General features: G+C 38.7%; 13 protein-coding genes and 5 tRNA genes. 9 read left to right on the top strand and 9 right to left on the bottom strand.

Annotated features, from left to right (window positions below; all coding sequences use genetic code 11):
- Positions 1–13: 13 nt before the first annotated feature.
- Entirely contained in the window at positions 14–616 is a 603-nt protein-coding gene (locus ACWIWK_RS08445) for a queuosine precursor transporter (protein WP_454152362.1), read from the top strand.
- On the top strand, positions 616–1,392 hold the full coding sequence (locus ACWIWK_RS08450) for a phosphatidylserine decarboxylase (RefSeq protein ID WP_454152363.1): 777 nt from the start codon (positions 616–618) through the stop codon (positions 1,390–1,392). The genes ACWIWK_RS08445 and ACWIWK_RS08450 overlap by 1 nt, the downstream gene beginning before the upstream one ends.
- On the opposite strand, the gene ACWIWK_RS08455 is transcribed toward ACWIWK_RS08450, so the two are convergent.
- Genes ACWIWK_RS08455 through selA form a run of 3 tightly spaced genes read right to left on the bottom strand, consistent with a single transcriptional unit; the run spans position 1,389 to position 5,833 of the window.
- Complete coding sequence (locus tag ACWIWK_RS08455) at positions 1,389–2,447, bottom strand: hypothetical protein (RefSeq protein ID WP_454152364.1); 1,059 nt, start codon at positions 2,445–2,447, stop codon at positions 1,389–1,391. The two genes, ACWIWK_RS08450 and ACWIWK_RS08455, sit on opposite strands and share 4 nt — an antisense overlap.
- A 9-nt stretch (positions 2,448–2,456) precedes the next feature.
- Positions 2,457–4,385, bottom strand: a complete 1,929-nt coding sequence (selB, locus tag ACWIWK_RS08460; protein WP_454152365.1) for a selenocysteine-specific translation elongation factor — start codon at positions 4,383–4,385, stop codon at positions 2,457–2,459.
- Positions 4,382–5,833 carry an L-seryl-tRNA(Sec) selenium transferase gene (gene selA, locus ACWIWK_RS08465; RefSeq protein ID WP_454152366.1) on the bottom strand — a complete coding sequence of 484 codons (1,452 nt, stop codon included), beginning with the start codon at positions 5,831–5,833 and terminating at the stop codon, positions 4,382–4,384. The genes selB and selA overlap by 4 nt, the downstream gene beginning before the upstream one ends.
- Before the next feature lie 95 nt (positions 5,834–5,928).
- Between selA and ACWIWK_RS08470 the strand changes: the two genes are divergently transcribed.
- From ACWIWK_RS08470 to ACWIWK_RS08480, 3 genes are all read left to right on the top strand, one after another.
- Positions 5,929–6,025: transfer RNA gene (locus ACWIWK_RS08470), tRNA-Sec, on the top strand.
- Between the two features lie 34 nt (positions 6,026–6,059).
- Positions 6,060–6,326, top strand: coding sequence for a flagellar biosynthesis protein FliQ (gene fliQ, locus ACWIWK_RS08475; RefSeq protein WP_454152367.1), 267 nt, complete (start codon positions 6,060–6,062; stop codon positions 6,324–6,326).
- Positions 6,326–7,162 carry a UDP-N-acetylmuramate dehydrogenase gene (locus ACWIWK_RS08480; RefSeq protein WP_454152368.1) on the top strand — a complete coding sequence of 279 codons (837 nt, stop codon included), beginning with the start codon at positions 6,326–6,328 and terminating at the stop codon, positions 7,160–7,162. The genes fliQ and ACWIWK_RS08480 overlap by 1 nt, the downstream gene beginning before the upstream one ends.
- Positions 7,163–7,176: 14 nt before the next feature.
- Here ACWIWK_RS08480 and ACWIWK_RS08485 read toward each other — a convergent pair whose 3' ends face one another.
- The 6 genes from ACWIWK_RS08485 to ACWIWK_RS08510 form a co-directional block, all read right to left on the bottom strand.
- Complete coding sequence (locus tag ACWIWK_RS08485) at positions 7,177–7,845, bottom strand: uroporphyrinogen-III synthase (protein WP_454152369.1); 669 nt, start codon at positions 7,843–7,845, stop codon at positions 7,177–7,179.
- Positions 7,846–7,907: 62 nt separating this feature from the next.
- Positions 7,908–8,432 carry a DUF308 domain-containing protein gene (locus tag ACWIWK_RS08490; protein WP_454152370.1) on the bottom strand — a complete coding sequence of 175 codons (525 nt, stop codon included), beginning with the start codon at positions 8,430–8,432 and terminating at the stop codon, positions 7,908–7,910.
- A 52-nt stretch (positions 8,433–8,484) separates the two neighbouring features.
- Positions 8,485–8,572, bottom strand: a tRNA-Ser gene (locus ACWIWK_RS08495).
- A gap of 16 nt (positions 8,573–8,588) precedes the next feature.
- A tRNA-Cys gene (locus tag ACWIWK_RS08500) sits at positions 8,589–8,663 on the bottom strand.
- 38 nt (positions 8,664–8,701) lie between these two features.
- A tRNA-Leu gene (locus tag ACWIWK_RS08505) sits at positions 8,702–8,789 on the bottom strand.
- A 63-nt stretch (positions 8,790–8,852) separates the two neighbouring features.
- Positions 8,853–8,927 (bottom strand) — tRNA-Gly (locus tag ACWIWK_RS08510).
- Between the two features lie 206 nt (positions 8,928–9,133).
- Here ACWIWK_RS08510 and ACWIWK_RS08515 point away from each other — a divergent pair.
- The 4 genes from ACWIWK_RS08515 (at position 9,134) to ACWIWK_RS08530 (ending at position 14,445) form a co-directional block, all read left to right on the top strand.
- On the top strand, positions 9,134–10,312 hold the full coding sequence (locus ACWIWK_RS08515) for a succinyldiaminopimelate transaminase (RefSeq protein ID WP_454152371.1): 1,179 nt from the start codon (positions 9,134–9,136) through the stop codon (positions 10,310–10,312).
- Positions 10,309–11,622 (top strand): UDP-N-acetylmuramate--L-alanine ligase, encoded by a 1,314-nt coding sequence (gene murC / locus ACWIWK_RS08520; protein ID WP_454152372.1) that lies wholly within the window; start codon positions 10,309–10,311, stop codon positions 11,620–11,622. Before ACWIWK_RS08515 ends, murC begins: the two co-directional genes overlap by 4 nt.
- A 75-nt stretch (positions 11,623–11,697) precedes the next feature.
- The gene (locus ACWIWK_RS08525) at positions 11,698–12,063 is read left to right on the top strand and encodes a hypothetical protein (protein ID WP_454152373.1); all 366 of its coding nucleotides are present in this window, start codon (positions 11,698–11,700) and stop codon (positions 12,061–12,063) included.
- 15 nt (positions 12,064–12,078) lie between these two features.
- A complete protein-coding gene (locus tag ACWIWK_RS08530) occupies positions 12,079–14,445 on the top strand; it encodes an endonuclease MutS2 (protein WP_454152374.1) in 2,367 nt (788 codons plus the stop codon).
- Positions 14,446–14,540: the final 95 nt, after the last annotated feature.

The following is a 14,540-nucleotide window of genomic DNA, read 5'->3' on the forward strand; positions in this document are numbered from 1 at the left end:
ATAAGGTGGGGAAATGTTTGCAGATTCTTTGTATTCTCAAAAGACAATGAATACAGCACAATTTATACTTGCTTCTTTTGGCTTTGCTTGCATTATCGTGCTAGCAAATTTCAGCGTGCAGTATAATATTTTTAACACGCCTCTTACTTTCGGCGCGCTCACTTATCCATTGAGCTTTTTGCTAATGAATATTTTAAGCGAAAAATATCCGCGCTCAAATGTGCTTAAAACACTTTGGTTAGGGCTTGCTCTTGCCTTTGTGCCAAGTATTTTACTTGCAGAATTTCGCATTGCGTGTGCGAGCGTGTGTGGATTTTGTTGTGCCCAAGTGCTTGATGTTTTTGTGTTTTATTATCTTAAGCGCAAATTTCCAAAAATATGGTATTTGCGTAATAATGGCGCGAGTTTATTTTCCCAATTTATTGATACGCTGATATTTTTCCATATCGCATATTTGTTTATTAAACCAGAGGGAGAGATTGTTGCTATGGTCTTTAGTGATTATGCTATTAAAGTTATGTCCAATCTTTGCAACACGCCGTTGTTTTATGCGTTTGCCATTCGTGGTAAAAGAGTGTTGCATTTAGATTCTAAAGGCGCAAAAGAGAGTGTGTGATGAATAATTTTTTTTCGCGTTTGTTCGGTTGCTTTGCACATACACGATTTCCTACCCCTATCCAAAATTTTATCAATAGCGTATATGTCGCCATTTTTAGTATTGATTTGAGCGAGTTTGAAAGCACATCTTATCCAACGCTTAACGCACTTTTTACAAGGAAACTTAAACACAATAGAATCTTTGATGGAAGTGCCAATGTGCTTATTTCCCCATCAGATTCTCTTATTACGGAATTAGGTGTAAGCAAGGAGAAAAAGGCGTTACAAATTAAAGGAATGCAATATAGTGTCGAGGAGCTTTTGGGCGAGACATTATCAAAAGAAATGTTTTATATCAACCTCTATCTTTCTCCAAAAGATTATCATCGCTATCACGCTCCTTGTGATTTGGAGATTATGGAGATGCGTTATTTTGGCGGGGATTTGATGCCTGTGAATATGCCATCTTTGCATAAAAATGCCCATCTCTTTATCCGCAATGAACGCGTGGTGTTAAAAGCAAAAATGCCAAACCAAAAGATTCTTTACTTTGTCGCGGTGGGTGCGCTTAATGTGGGCTCTATCATCTTTCATTGTGAGCCAAAAATCCAAACAAACGCAAGACGATATAATGAAACCTATGCGTATGCAAGCCCAAAAAAAGTGCGCAAGGGTGAGGAGCTAGGAATGTTTCAAATGGGCTCAACCATAGTGCTTTTTATCGAGGATTTTACACCAAGCATTAAGAGCGCGGAGGAAGTCAAATTCGCCCAAAGCATCGGATTTTTAGCTTAGATTCCCAATGCTTTAAAGCTATTATAGGCACGAGCAATTTTTCTAGCACATTCTTGCAATGTGTCTTTATCCAAATGCACAAAGGAAATGCTTAAAAGCTCGCGACATTCATTTTCGCTATAGCCCATTTCGCCAAGCACAAATGATGGTTTAAAGTTCCCAAGCAGACATTCTTGTCCGTTGATAACACTTACATTTTCAATAAGTAAGTTTTGTGCTAGCACGCGTGCCTTTGCTCCAAAAAGCCTCAAAGCTAGCGCATTTGACGGACAAGATGCAAGAGGGGCAAAAAGACTCACGCTTTGCTTGAGTTCATTTTGCAGGGTTTCATAAAATGGCGCATTTGGGAAAGTGGCAAGATAATCACGCAAGGCATTATTTTTAGCAATGTCTTGCAAGCAGAGATTGAGTGCTTCAAAAAAGCCATTTGGCACAAGAGAATCTAAAGATTGGCTAAGCTCTGGGAGCGAATGCGCGATAATGCCATATCGTCTAGGCAATCCAATGTTTTCTGCGTTAAGCACCAAAGCTATGCGTTTGTGGTGGAGTTTTTGGAGTGCTTGAAGTGAATGCAAATTAGCATTTTGTAACAAACGAGAAATCTCTACGAACAACACCGCATTAAGAGAATCTAATTTTTGCGTAATGCCACCAAAATCGTTATAACTCAAAATATCTTCATTGATATAGGGCAGAAATATATAGCAAGGTTTTTGTGTGTTTTTGCGCGTGAAATGCGCCAAATCATTAGCGTTAATTTTATGAATATCTGCGATGAGGTCAAAACTTTTATAGGCTTGTTGAGAGAAACTTGGCATTAAAAAGATGTCATTGTTGTGTAATTTTAAAAAAAGCGCAACAAAATCTTCTGTCGTGCAACCAAAAAACTGCACGAATTCCACTCCAAAAAATGCTTGCAAAATCTCAAGTTGGGCTTTAGTATGCTTAGAATCTGCAAGGCTAAAGGGATTTGTGTTAGGAAGTTTAGTAGCACTCAATATGTCATAGGCTTGTCTATGCAGTGGGTAGTTAGCAAAGTAATCTAAGTGTGTCATTATCGCCTCCTAATTTTTAGCATTAAAGCGTGAAATGCGTTTATCACCCTCTCGCACAATATCATTAAAATTATCCAAGTATTCTAAATAATTGATTAAATATTTGCGACTTAGCGGGAGCTTTTCTTTTAATAGCGTAATGTCAATATAACCATTGGTGTTAAGAATTTGGCGCATTGTATTTATCACTTCATTAAGTGCGTTCGATTCAATAAAAAGATTGTGCGCTATTCTTACGACCTTTTGTGATTTACTTAATGCTTTGAGTGCGCTATCGCCTGTGGCTCTATCAATGTCTAGGCTGTCATATATATTGTATGGCGCAGGGGGAGTGAATTTTTGGTGTTGTAAAATGTGTAAAATTTCTTTTTGCAAAAAATCTTTGATGTTGTGTATTTCATTGTTTTTTACTAAGTAGAGAGATTCTTGTTTTTTGATAAATTTTTCAGCTACAAGCTCATCAAGTGCTTTTTGTAAAAATTCTATACTCGCCCATTTATGTTTGATTTGCAGGCTTTTTGCTGAAAGGAGGGCGTTTTTATTTTTGCTAAAAACATTTAAGATTTCATTTTTTAGATATTCAAGCTGGCTAATGGGGTAGGCGACTAAATCTCTTTTGTCAAAAAATATACTCTCTTTGGTGCTTTGTAACTCCTCCATAATGCCAATAGCTTGTGTATGGCTTAGTCCAAATCGCTGTGTAGAGCTCACTACGCCAAAGCCTTTTTTATGGATTTTTGCGAGGATTTCAAAGGCTTGGATAAAGTTGTGAGAATCGAGCGCGTGAAGGAGCGAGATTTTTTGTTTTCTTTTGATAGGGTCGCTAATGGGATTAAGCACGATTCCTCCAGCGATGCTTTCATTGCCATCGCGAATGATGATATGTTGTTGAAAAAGGCTAAAAATTGGTGTTTTGGAGCTTAGTTGGGCAAAGGTTTCGCTCTGTTTAGATTCTAAAATATTTAGTTTCACGCTAATGCGTTTTGCGCCAATGTAGAGCTGATAAGTGGTATTTGAAGCGAGATTGTTTGCATTAAATGGGCGTAACTTGACATCAATATAACAAGAACCGCGAATAAAGCCTTTTTGTGAGATTAAAAAGCCGCGTTTTAGCTCATCGGCTTGAATGTTAGCAAGATTAAGTGCTACACGATGTGATGGAGAAGCGATTTCTTGAGGTGTGTCGTGGATTTGCAATGAGCGCACGATAAGCTCTTTTTGCAATTCGCATACAAAGACGCTATCGCCCTTTTTGATACTTCCACTTGCAAGCGTGCCCGTGCATACACACCCAGCTCCGCTAATGCTAAACACTCTATCAATGTAATATACAACCATACCAAAGTCGTATCTTTGTGGCTTTTGATAAGAACGCAAAAATTCTATAATATCGTTTGTGTAAGGGTTGGGATTGTGTGTATTTGGCGTAGGCTGTGGATATGGTTTGTTATTGCTATCAAATATACTAAACTCAAAAATGCCCTCCAAGCGGATATGTAAATCTTTAAAGGCTTGTGTAATTTCTTTTTTGCGCCTTTGCACCAACTCGCTAGAAGCCTTATCTACTTTGCTAAGCACACAAATGCAATGCTTGATTCCAAGCATATCTGCGATTTGTAGATGTTCAAAGCTCTGTGGCATAAGTCCATCATCGCTCGCCACCACAAGAAGCAATATATCAAAACCAAATGCCCCAGCAATCATATTTTTTACTAGCTTTTCGTGTCCGGGCACATCGATAAAGGCGACATTGCGCGATGAAAGATTAAGATGTGAAAAACTTAAATCAAGGGTAATGCCTCGTTTTTTTTCCTCTTCCAAACTATCACCATCAAAGCCATTAAGTGCGCGGATAAGAGAAGTCTTGCCGTGGTCGATATGCCCCGCTAACCCCACGATAATGTCATTATTAGAGGTATTTGGCATTTGGGTATTCATTTAACAATCTTTGTGTGCTTTGGCGTGGCGGATTTATCTAATTGCTTTTGAATGCTTTTTAGCGATTGCACGATTTGATTCTCATCGCCTTGAAGCAATGTGCGCATATCGATAGCTACAAGCTGTTTAAAAACCCTTGTGATGATAAAAAATTCTTTTCGTAATATTGATTCTAAATGTGCCGCGCTCATAGCTTTAGTCTTAATCCCAATGCCATAGCTTTTAAAAGTATTATCAGGCAAACTCCCACCACCAGCCACAGAATCTAGCTCAAGTAGCTCAAAGCTAAAACTGCTTAAATCAGCTTGGTTGAGCATTGTTATAAAGGCATTTGCACGATTTTGCAAGGAATCTAGCGAGCAATGAAGCATCGCAAGAGTAGGAATTTTATCTAACTCTCGTTTGATATAAAGCTCTAAGGTCGCTTGCAAGGTGCTTATGCAGAGTTTATCTACACGCAAGGCACGCAAAAGATGATTGCTCTTAAGATTCTCAATCAAATCTTTTCTGCCAGCGATGATTCCCACTTGCGCACTTCCAAAGAGCTTATCTCCGCTAAAGCTCACAAGCGAAGGCTTGAGTGCGAAAATCTCTTTTAAACTTGGCTCTTTGGTGTGCAAATTTTTTACAAATTTAGAATCTCTATCATCAAACTCCACTCCCACAAATCCACTGCCAACATCATAATAATCAATCAACCCATTTTCTTGTGCCAGCGTGGTTATTTCTTGCATTGAGACTTGCGCGCAAAAGCCAACTTGCGCGAAATTACTTTGGTGTGCTTTCATAATAATTGCACTTTGCTCATTTATGGCGTTTTGGTAGTCTTGCAAATGTGTTTTGTTGGTCGCGCCCACTTCACGCAAAATGCACCCTGCACATTTCATCACCTCTGGGATTCTAAACGCCCCGCCAATTTCTACAAGCTCGCCCCGCGAAATAATAACTTCTTTGCCTTGAGCAAAAGTTTGCAAAACAAGCAATACCGCTGCTGCATTGTTATTCACAAGCAAAAATTCATATTCCTCGCCAAAAAGAGCCTTTAATAGCGCGTTTGCGTGCATATAGCGACTCGCACGCTCGCCTTTTGCAAGGTCGTATTCTAGCGTGCTATAACGCGCAAGCAGTGGTATTACACGCTCTATGATGGCAGTATCAAACACACTGCGTCCTAAATTTGTCTGTAAAACTACGCCTGTGGCATTCACTACGGGCACAAGACTTGGAGCAAGGATAGAATCATATTCGCGCTTAATGGCATTTGGCAAAGATTGGAGGACTTCTTCTAGGCAATCTATGTTATTGGACTTTATGCCTACTCTTAATGCGTCTAAATGTTTATGGATAATGGGCTTTAGGGTGTCTTTATTGCACGCGTGAAAAATCTCTAAATGAAGTAAGCAATCCACCTTTGGTAAAAGTCTCATTTGGTTTTGTTGTGTGTGCATCACCTATGCCTTGATTTAAAATAATTTATGGTATTATAGCACTTAGGATTCCTTTTTTGGAATCTTTAAGAGGTGTATTGAATGGCTTAGAGATTGGGAGGCAAGTGTGCTGGTGTGCGCCTTAGGCTTCAAACCTAATGAAAGGCTAGGTGTCTAGCTTTTGGGGAGTTCGATTCTCTCGCCTTCTCGCCAAATGAATGCTAAATTTATGGATAAAGGACGATGAATGGAATCACAACTAATGTCTTTGGCAATTCAAACTTATAAACTCACACTTATTCTTTCACTCCCTATGCTTTTAGCTGGGCTTATTGTGGGGCTTTTGGTAAGTATATTTCAGGCGACCACACAAATTAACGAAATGACATTGAGCTTCGTGCCTAAGATTCTCGCAGTTGTGGCGGTTATCATCTTTACAATGCCGTGGATGATTGGTATGGTTACAGATTATGCGACTATGTTACTTAATATGATTAAAGACATTAAGTTTTAATGCGCGAAGTTTGTATTGATTTTTCTACCTATTCAAGCCTTCGCATTGGCGCACCCTTGCAAGTGAGTGTGATAGAGAAGCACACTTTAAGGCAAGACCTTGTTTCACTTGGCTTCATTAGTGATAATACTCACACACAAGCCTCAAATCTCATAGGAAAGGCAAATAACTTGCTTGTTTCGCCAAACGCAAAAAACTTAGCACTTTTAAACAAAGAATTTGCGTCTATTGATTTGTATGAAGATTATTTAGAGATTGGTGCATTCACAAGCGCATCAAAGATATATAGCTTTTGCAAACAGCAAAATCTCGGTGGATTAGAGTTTTTATGTGGGTTACCGGGCTCTCTTGGTGGGATTATTAAGATGAATGCGGGATTAAAAGGAACTGATGGAAAAATATATGAAATTGCTAATGTGTTGGAATCTGTGAATATCAATGGAGAATGGGTGGATTGTGAAGACATTGCGTTTGGCTATCGATATAGCGGGATTTGTGGGTGTATCATCTCGGCAAAAGTGAAAAAAAATAAAGGCTTCAATATGGACTTGGTAGGTGGATTTGAGAGTATTCGCGCTAAACACCCCAAAAAGCCAAGTTGTGGAAGTTGCTTTAAGAATCCACAAGGGGATTTTGCAGGCAGACTTTTGGAATCTGTTGGATTAAAGGGATTTTGTATCGGTGGGGTAGGATTGAGCGAGAATCACGCAAATTTCTTAGTCAATCTTGGCGGAGGCACATTCTCTCAAGCAATAGAGCTAATCAATTTGGCAAAAAAGCGTGTATTTGAGGAGTTTGGTATCGCCTTAGAATGCGAAGTGCAGATTGTAGAATAAATGAGATTCTGTTTTTATGGTAGGCTTTGGGCTAAGTCTTTTGCTAATGTGATGCAACCCTCGATACTTTGGATTTGGCTTACAAACCCCATCACATCGCTATCAAACGCACTAAAAGTCGTCATACCAATCGCCACTGCCACATAATTTCCATCCCAACCAAAATTTTGCTTAAAACTTTGATATGCGCTTGGCGCAGTGAAAATTAGCACAGAATTGCTCGCTGGCTTTAGAGAAGAATCGAGATTTTTTGGTTGGTTGCTATATGCTATACACTCTTTTAAGTCAATTTTTGCTTCAAGGAGTTTTTCATTAAGATGAGACACAATGCGCTCTGCGCGTAAATAAAGAGGGTGTTTGTCTTGGAGTTTTTCAACTAACTCTTGGGCGAAATTTGCTCCGTGTGCATCACTGCCGATAAATGCAACATTTGCATTGCATTCTTCTAGTCGTTTCGCACTACTACCGCCGATGACATAGCTTGGCATACTAACCCATTTGCTTAATTCTTGGCAATGTTGCGCGCTTTTAGCAAGCGCACTGATAGCATAACGCGAGGTAAAAATAAGGCAATCTCTATCTTGCAAAATATCTTTTGGAATCTCATTTATCGTAATTTCACTCACAACAATGCTTTTTAGCTCACTATGAGGTTTTGTTCCCACTAATACAATTTCTCTCAATTTTTCCTCCTTAATTAAAGAGCCGTTTTGACACTAAATCTTTGTGTATGCAAAAATTGTTCTTATGTTATGTTTGATATTTTCCAAAATACCAGCGCGCCTATGCCAAAGATTATAAGCCCAATCCCTAGCACGAAACTTAACAAAAATGCTAATATTTCAGGTTTGATGATAAATATAATGCCTAAAATTACACAAAATACACCAAAAGCAAGCATATATAAAAATGTATTTGGGCTTATTGTCTTAATCCTCACTGCCAACACCGCCCATACCCCACCTTTAAAAATCACCCAAAATGCGACAATATAAGGGATAAAATGCTCCCCAATGTATTCATTTCCAAACATTAAAACAATGGCTAATGCAATCGAAACGATACCATCAAAGAGCACGAAATTAGAGCGATTGTAGCTTACAAAAAAATAATATATACTTCCAATACCAAATGAAAGTATGACTATGGCTGCAAGGTAGCTTATAGCAAGCATTGTCTTAAGTGGGAAACAAATGCACGCTACACCAATGGCAATAATGCCAACACTGCATATAAGCCAAAAAAGTCTCAATATTTTTATATCTCTCAAAAATAATTCCTTAAGCAATAGAGTTTATTGATTTTATGTTGTATTTAGGGAGTGGCCGGGAGAGAGGGATTCGAACCCCCGGAGGTGTTACCCTCAACGGTTTTCAAGACCGCCGCTTTCGACCACTCAGCCATCTCCCGAATGTGTGCGTAAATATGGAGGCGACACCCGGATTTGAACCGGGGAATCAAGGCTTTGCAGGCCCTTGCCTTACCACTTGGCTATGTCGCCATAATGTTTGACACAACAGATTCTATTGCCTATCCCAGTGGTGCCCGAGACCGGACTTGAACCGGTACAGACGCAATGTCCGAGGGATTTTAAGTCCCTTGTGTCTACCAATTTCACCACCCGGGCGGCTTGTTTAAGAAAATTAGCAAAACTTATAGAATCTATAAATGCGAAAGAAATACCGCATTATGGAGCGGGAAACGGGGATCGAACCCGCGGCCCCGACCTTGGCAAGGTCGTGCTCTACCACTGAGCTATTCCCGCGTGAATATAAAAGGCAAAATTGTAGCAATGTTTTAGTTAAAAATCAATATTTGTTTTGCAAAACGCCTAAAAATATCGATACACACGAGAATCTTATAGGGATTTAACGCATTGTGTTTTGGATAATTTGAATGTTTATGCTATTATAAAAGTGTTTATTTTATTTTGAGTGCGCCGATTTAGCCCTATCAATTCAAGGAAATTCGATGTTAAATAGTTTTGAACAATACCCATTTGAAAAGCTCTCCACTCTTTTAAATTCTATTACTCCCTCACAAGAAAAGAGCCATATCACCCTTACGATAGGCGAGCCACAATTTGATACGCCTAAAAATATCCTTGATGAGCTCACTTGCAATGTTGCATTACTCAATAAATATCCCAAATCTGGGGGGGAGGATTTTTTAAAAGATTCTCAACTTTTTTTTATCGCTAATCGCTATAACCTCACACTCGATAAAACACAAATAATCCCTACTTTTGGCACAAGAGAAGTGCTTTTTAATTTTCCGCAGTTTTATCTTTATGGTGTGTCGAATCCAACAATCGCTTATCCAAATCCATTTTATCAAATTTATGAGGGCGCAGCCATTGCCTCAAGGGCAAAGACCGTGCTAATGGAATTAAATAGTGTCAATGGGTTTAAGCCAACACTTACTAAAGAGCAGTTAAAAGAGGTGGATTTGGTGATTTTAAATTCACCAAACAATCCAACAGGAGCTATTTTAAGCCTACAAGAATTGCAAGATTGGGTGCAAAAAGCCATAGAGTATAACTTTGTGATTATCAGTGATGAGTGTTATAGTGAGATTTATGTAGATTGCAAACCCGCAAGTATTTTAGAGGCAAGTTATCAATGTGGTAACAAAAATTTTAAAAATATTTTAGCCATTAACTCAATCTCAAAGCGTTCCAGCGCACCCGGACTTAGAAGTGGATTTATTGCTGGGGATAGTGAAATTTTGCAAGGTTATGGGCTGTATCGCACTTATGTGGGTTGTGCTATTCCATTGCCATTACAAAAGGCAAGCGCGTTAGCTTGGAGAGATTTTAACAATCCTGCGCATAGTCGGGCAATTTATGCAAAGAATTTAGAGATTGCCAAAGCGATGTTTCCCCATATCGATGTGAGTCCTTATACCTTTTATGTGTGGCTTCGTGTGAGCGAGGATTCTCAAATTTTGGGCGATGATGTGTCGTTTGCGCAATTTGTCTATCAAACACAAAATCTCAAAGTATTGCCGGGAAGTTTTTTAGGTAGGCAAGGTGCTGGAGCTGGATTTGTGCGTTTGGCTTTGGTGTATGAAAGTGCAGTTATCAAAGAGGCGTTAGAGCGCGTGAAAATTGCCTTAGAGGAGTTTAATACAATGGAGAATCATAAATGAAGATTCACTTTATTGGTATTGGTGGGATTGGGATTTCTGGATTGGCTCGCTTTTGTCTTGCGCAAGGCATAGAAGTAAGTGGCTCAGATATTGCAGAAGGAAGCGCAATAAAGGGATTAAAGGCACTTGGAGTATCCATTACAATCCCTCATAACAAGGAGTGCATAACCAATCAAGACATTGTCATTCATTCAGCCATTATCAAACCTGATAATATCGAAATCTTGCGTGCTAAGGAGCTTGGCATTAAAGTGCTCTCTCGCGCTCAAGCCTTAGAGTTTATCTTAAAAGACAAAAAGGTCTTTAGCGTGTGTGGAGCGCACGGTAAAAGCACTACAAGTGCTATGCTTGCGAGTATTTTTGCGCAAAGTGGGGCGATTATTGGCGCAGATTCTAAAGAGTTTGGCTCAAATGTGCGCGCAGTGGCAAGTGAGAATCTCATCTTTGAAGCTGATGAATCTGATAGAAGTTTTTTAAACTCAAATCCCTATTATGCAATCATTCCAAATGCCGAACCCGAACATATGGAAACTTATCACTATAATTTAGATGAATTTTATGGTGCATATAATGATTTTTTGCAAATGGCAAAGGTGCGTGTCATTAACGCTGAAGATTCGTTTCTCTCGAAGTGTCGTCTCCCTTGCGTGAAACTTTATCCAAGCAAGGATATTAGCCACATTGAATATTTTTTACAAAACAACCAACCATACACACGCTTTAATCTTAAAGACTTAGGCACTTTTGAAGTGTATGGATTTGGGAATCATATCGCACTTAATGCTTCATTAGCAATTTTGTGTGCGCTACAAGAGGGTAAAAGTGTGCAAGAAATTGCTATGAATCTTAAAAACTTTAAGGGCATTAAAAAACGATTTGATATTATTGCGCGTGAGGATAATATCATTATTGATGATTATGCCCATCACCCCACAGAAATCCTTGCGACTTTGCAAAGTGTGCAAATTTATGCCAAATTGTTATCAAGCACTCCCAAAGAAATTATCGCTATTTGGCAACCACACAAATATTCGCGACTTTTAAGCAATTTAGAGAGTTTTAAGGAATGTTTTACGCATTGTGATAGACTTGTTATTTTGCCTGTTTGGCGTGCTGGAGAGAGTGAAATACAAATCGATATGTCAAAAGAATTTGCTCGGTATAATCCCACTTTTGCTTCGCACATTAAGCGCGTGAATGATAACATTGTGCTTTATAACGATTCTAAGCAACTCCAAACGCTAAGCAATGCCATTATCGTAGGTCTTGGTGCTGGGGACATTACTTATCAGTTGCGTGGAGAAAAGTAATTGTATTTGTGCTATTGGATAAAACTTGCTAAAATGCGCGGTTTATTTCTATAATCTATTTTTGTGAGGCACGAAATGTATCCTTTATTTGTTGTATTTATTCTTTTGCTTATCGCTTTAGTAGTGGTTTTGACCAAAGATTCTAAAAAAATTAGCACAAGAAATAAAATTTCTTTAGGCATAAGTTTTGTCGCACTTATCGTCATTACCGCTATTTACACTATGTTGCAAGATGAAGATTCTAAGAAGTTTTATGAAATTTTAGATGCTTTTGAGCGTGGAGAGAGCATTTCTTGTGAAGTTTTGGGCGAAGAGATGCGCATCACAAAAGAGGGATTTAGCATAAATGATGGTGGTATAAAGTATTTTGAAGGCAAAAAAGGCACTCCAAATGAGGGCGTGCGGTTTGCCTTTAGTGAGAAAATTTGCAAAAAAAATTAAGATTTTAATGAAGCAATGCACGACACAAATGCCAATCCAACCACAACAAACAAAGATTTCACACAAGATAAAGAGAATCTTTTAAGCACAAAGGATTCTCCACTTGATTACCTAAAACCAAATGAGAATCTTCCAAAGGATAAAGCACAAGAATCCCTATACGCACTGATAGATAAGCTTGATTTGAGAGAGTTTGTTGGATTTTTTGAGAGTTCTTTTGCACGGGAAAAGAGCTTTGCATTTAGCGGTGATAGAGAGACTTACGCACTTTTTTTGCAAGAATTAGAATCTTTGCATTTAACCCCGCCACCACCATTAAAACCACTTGAGTTAAGCTTGGCGCATATTCAAAAGTTTGGCACATTGCGCTTAGAAGAGATTTTTGAGTTTGTGAGATTGGTGAATTATTTTGCTTACCTTAAAAAGGCGATAAATTCCCAAAGCACAAAACTTTTTGCGTGGTTAGATTCCATAAGCATTCCTCAAGGCGTGAGTGAGATTTGTGCTATTTTTACCGATAAGGGCGAGATAAAAGAGGGAATCTACCCGCATATTGATAGTCTTAAAGATTCCATAAAGCGCGTTGGCAAAAATATTTCAAACGAATTTTCTACCATTATGACAAGTCCCGCACTCAAAGGGTATTTGGTAGATAATTCATTGCATTTTGTCAATCAAAGTGAATGTTTGCTGGTGAAATCTGGGTTTAATCGTGCGTTAGAGGGCATTATCATTTCGCGCAGTGGGAGCGGATTTTTCTACATTCTCCCTAAGGCTATTGCGGAGTTAAAGACCAAGCAAAGCGCACTTAGCGATAAACTACAAGGTGAGATATATGAAGTGTGCAAAGAAATTAGCGCGAGATTGCAAAAATATTATTTTTTCCTACGCTTTATTAACAAAGAATTTGATGTCTTTGACCACCTTTATACACGCATAAGTGTCGCCAAAGAGCGTAATTTAGAATTTGTGTATAAGCTCAGCAAACAATGCGTTTTAAGCGAATTTTGCCACCCCATTTTACAAAATCCCGTGCCACTAAGTTTATCATTAGAGCAGAAATTTACCATTATCACGGGCGTGAATGAGGGTGGTAAAACAATGCTTTTAAAGTCTATTCTTAGTGCAAGTTTGCTAAGCAAATATCTTTTGCCACTTAAAATTAACCCACATCAATCCAAGATTCCCGTATTTAAGCAATATTTTAGCATTATCTCTGACCCACAAAATTCCAAAAACAACATTTCTACTTTCGCGGGGCGAATGCTCGAGTTTTCTCAAATATTAGATAAGGATAATTTTTTACTTGGCATTGATGAGATAGAGTTAGGCACAGATTCCGATGAGGCGGCGAGTTTGTATAAGGTGCTTTTGCAATCTCTTGCGAAGAAAAATTGCAAAGTAGTCTTAACCACACATCACAAACGCTTAGCAGCTCTTATGGCACACAGAGATGATGTGATGCTTATCGCCGCGCTGTATGATGAGATGCGCTCACGCCCAAATTACGAATTTTTACAAGGGTGCATAGGCAAAAGCTACGCGTATGAAACTGCCCTAAGACACGGAATCCCACACGCCATAATCGCCCAAGCAAGAGAATTTGATGGCGAGCAAAAGCAAGGATTAAGCCAGCTTATCACACGCTCAAGCGAGTTGGAGTTAGAGTTGAAGCAAAAAATCGCTCAAACACAATTAGAGTTGAATGAACTACAAAAGACTAGAGATGCACTCCAAGAGCAATTTAATAAAGATAAACAAAGCCTAGAAGCAAGTAAAAACGCTCTACAAAATACTTATAAGCTTGCACTAGATGAGCTTAAAGCGGTAATGAAAGAAAACGACAATAAAAATATCCACCGCGCCATTAACAAAGCAAATACAATCCTGCGTAACGAATCTCTACAATCCACACAGCATACACAACAACTTTCTATATCCACAATACACTCGCATACTTTCAAAAAGGGCGATTATGTCAAATACCAAAAAAACACCGCCAAAGTCATAGAAACAAAGAGTTCCACCTCTCTTGTGGAGTTTGACAATGGATTAAAGGCGTGGATTAACAACAAAGAGCTTGCTTTAGGCAAAAATGTAAAAAGCAATGGAGTAAAAATCAAAACGACTGCACCAAAAAATGCTCGTGTTCACCTTGATTTGCACGGCAAACGCGTGGAAGAAGCGATAGAAGAACTTGATAATTTTCTCTCAAACGCCCTAATGGCTGGATTTAGTGAAGTGCTCGTATCTCACGGCATCGGCACAGGGCGACTAAGTGTAGCGGTAAGCGAATTTTTATCATCTCACCCCAAAGTGCTTGAATTTAGCGATGCTCCACCACAAATGGGTGGTTTTGGAGCAAAAGTTGTGAAATTATAACTTTGATAGTGCGATAATTTTACAATTTCTCATTTTTAAGACAATATTTAAGAAAAATTTTATATATATTTTTTTACAATTAAGAGACTTTAATA

This window comes from Helicobacter sp. 23-1048, from assembly GCF_053654545.1.

What these genes read in the sequence shown, in the direction of transcription:
- ACWIWK_RS08445 (WP_454152362.1), top strand. Translation starts at nt 14, where the DNA reads ATGTTTGCAGATTCTTTGTATTCTCAAAAGACAATGAATACAGCACAA.
- ACWIWK_RS08450 (WP_454152363.1), top strand. Translation starts at nt 616, where the DNA reads ATGAATAATTTTTTTTCGCGTTTGTTCGGTTGCTTTGCACATACACGA.
- ACWIWK_RS08455 (WP_454152364.1), bottom strand. Translation starts at nt 2,447, where the DNA reads ATGACACACTTAGATTACTTTGCTAACTACCCACTGCATAGACAAGCC.
- selB (WP_454152365.1), bottom strand. Translation starts at nt 4,385, where the DNA reads ATGAATACCCAAATGCCAAATACCTCTAATAATGACATTATCGTGGGG.
- selA (WP_454152366.1), bottom strand. Translation starts at nt 5,833, where the DNA reads ATGCACACACAACAAAACCAAATGAGACTTTTACCAAAGGTGGATTGC.
- fliQ (WP_454152367.1), top strand. Translation starts at nt 6,060, where the DNA reads ATGGAATCACAACTAATGTCTTTGGCAATTCAAACTTATAAACTCACA.
- ACWIWK_RS08480 (WP_454152368.1), top strand. Translation starts at nt 6,326, where the DNA reads ATGCGCGAAGTTTGTATTGATTTTTCTACCTATTCAAGCCTTCGCATT.
- ACWIWK_RS08515 (WP_454152371.1), top strand. Translation starts at nt 9,134, where the DNA reads ATGTTAAATAGTTTTGAACAATACCCATTTGAAAAGCTCTCCACTCTT.
- murC (WP_454152372.1), top strand. Translation starts at nt 10,309, where the DNA reads ATGAAGATTCACTTTATTGGTATTGGTGGGATTGGGATTTCTGGATTG.
- ACWIWK_RS08525 (WP_454152373.1), top strand. Translation starts at nt 11,698, where the DNA reads ATGTATCCTTTATTTGTTGTATTTATTCTTTTGCTTATCGCTTTAGTA.
- ACWIWK_RS08530 (WP_454152374.1), top strand. Translation starts at nt 12,079, where the DNA reads ATGCACGACACAAATGCCAATCCAACCACAACAAACAAAGATTTCACA.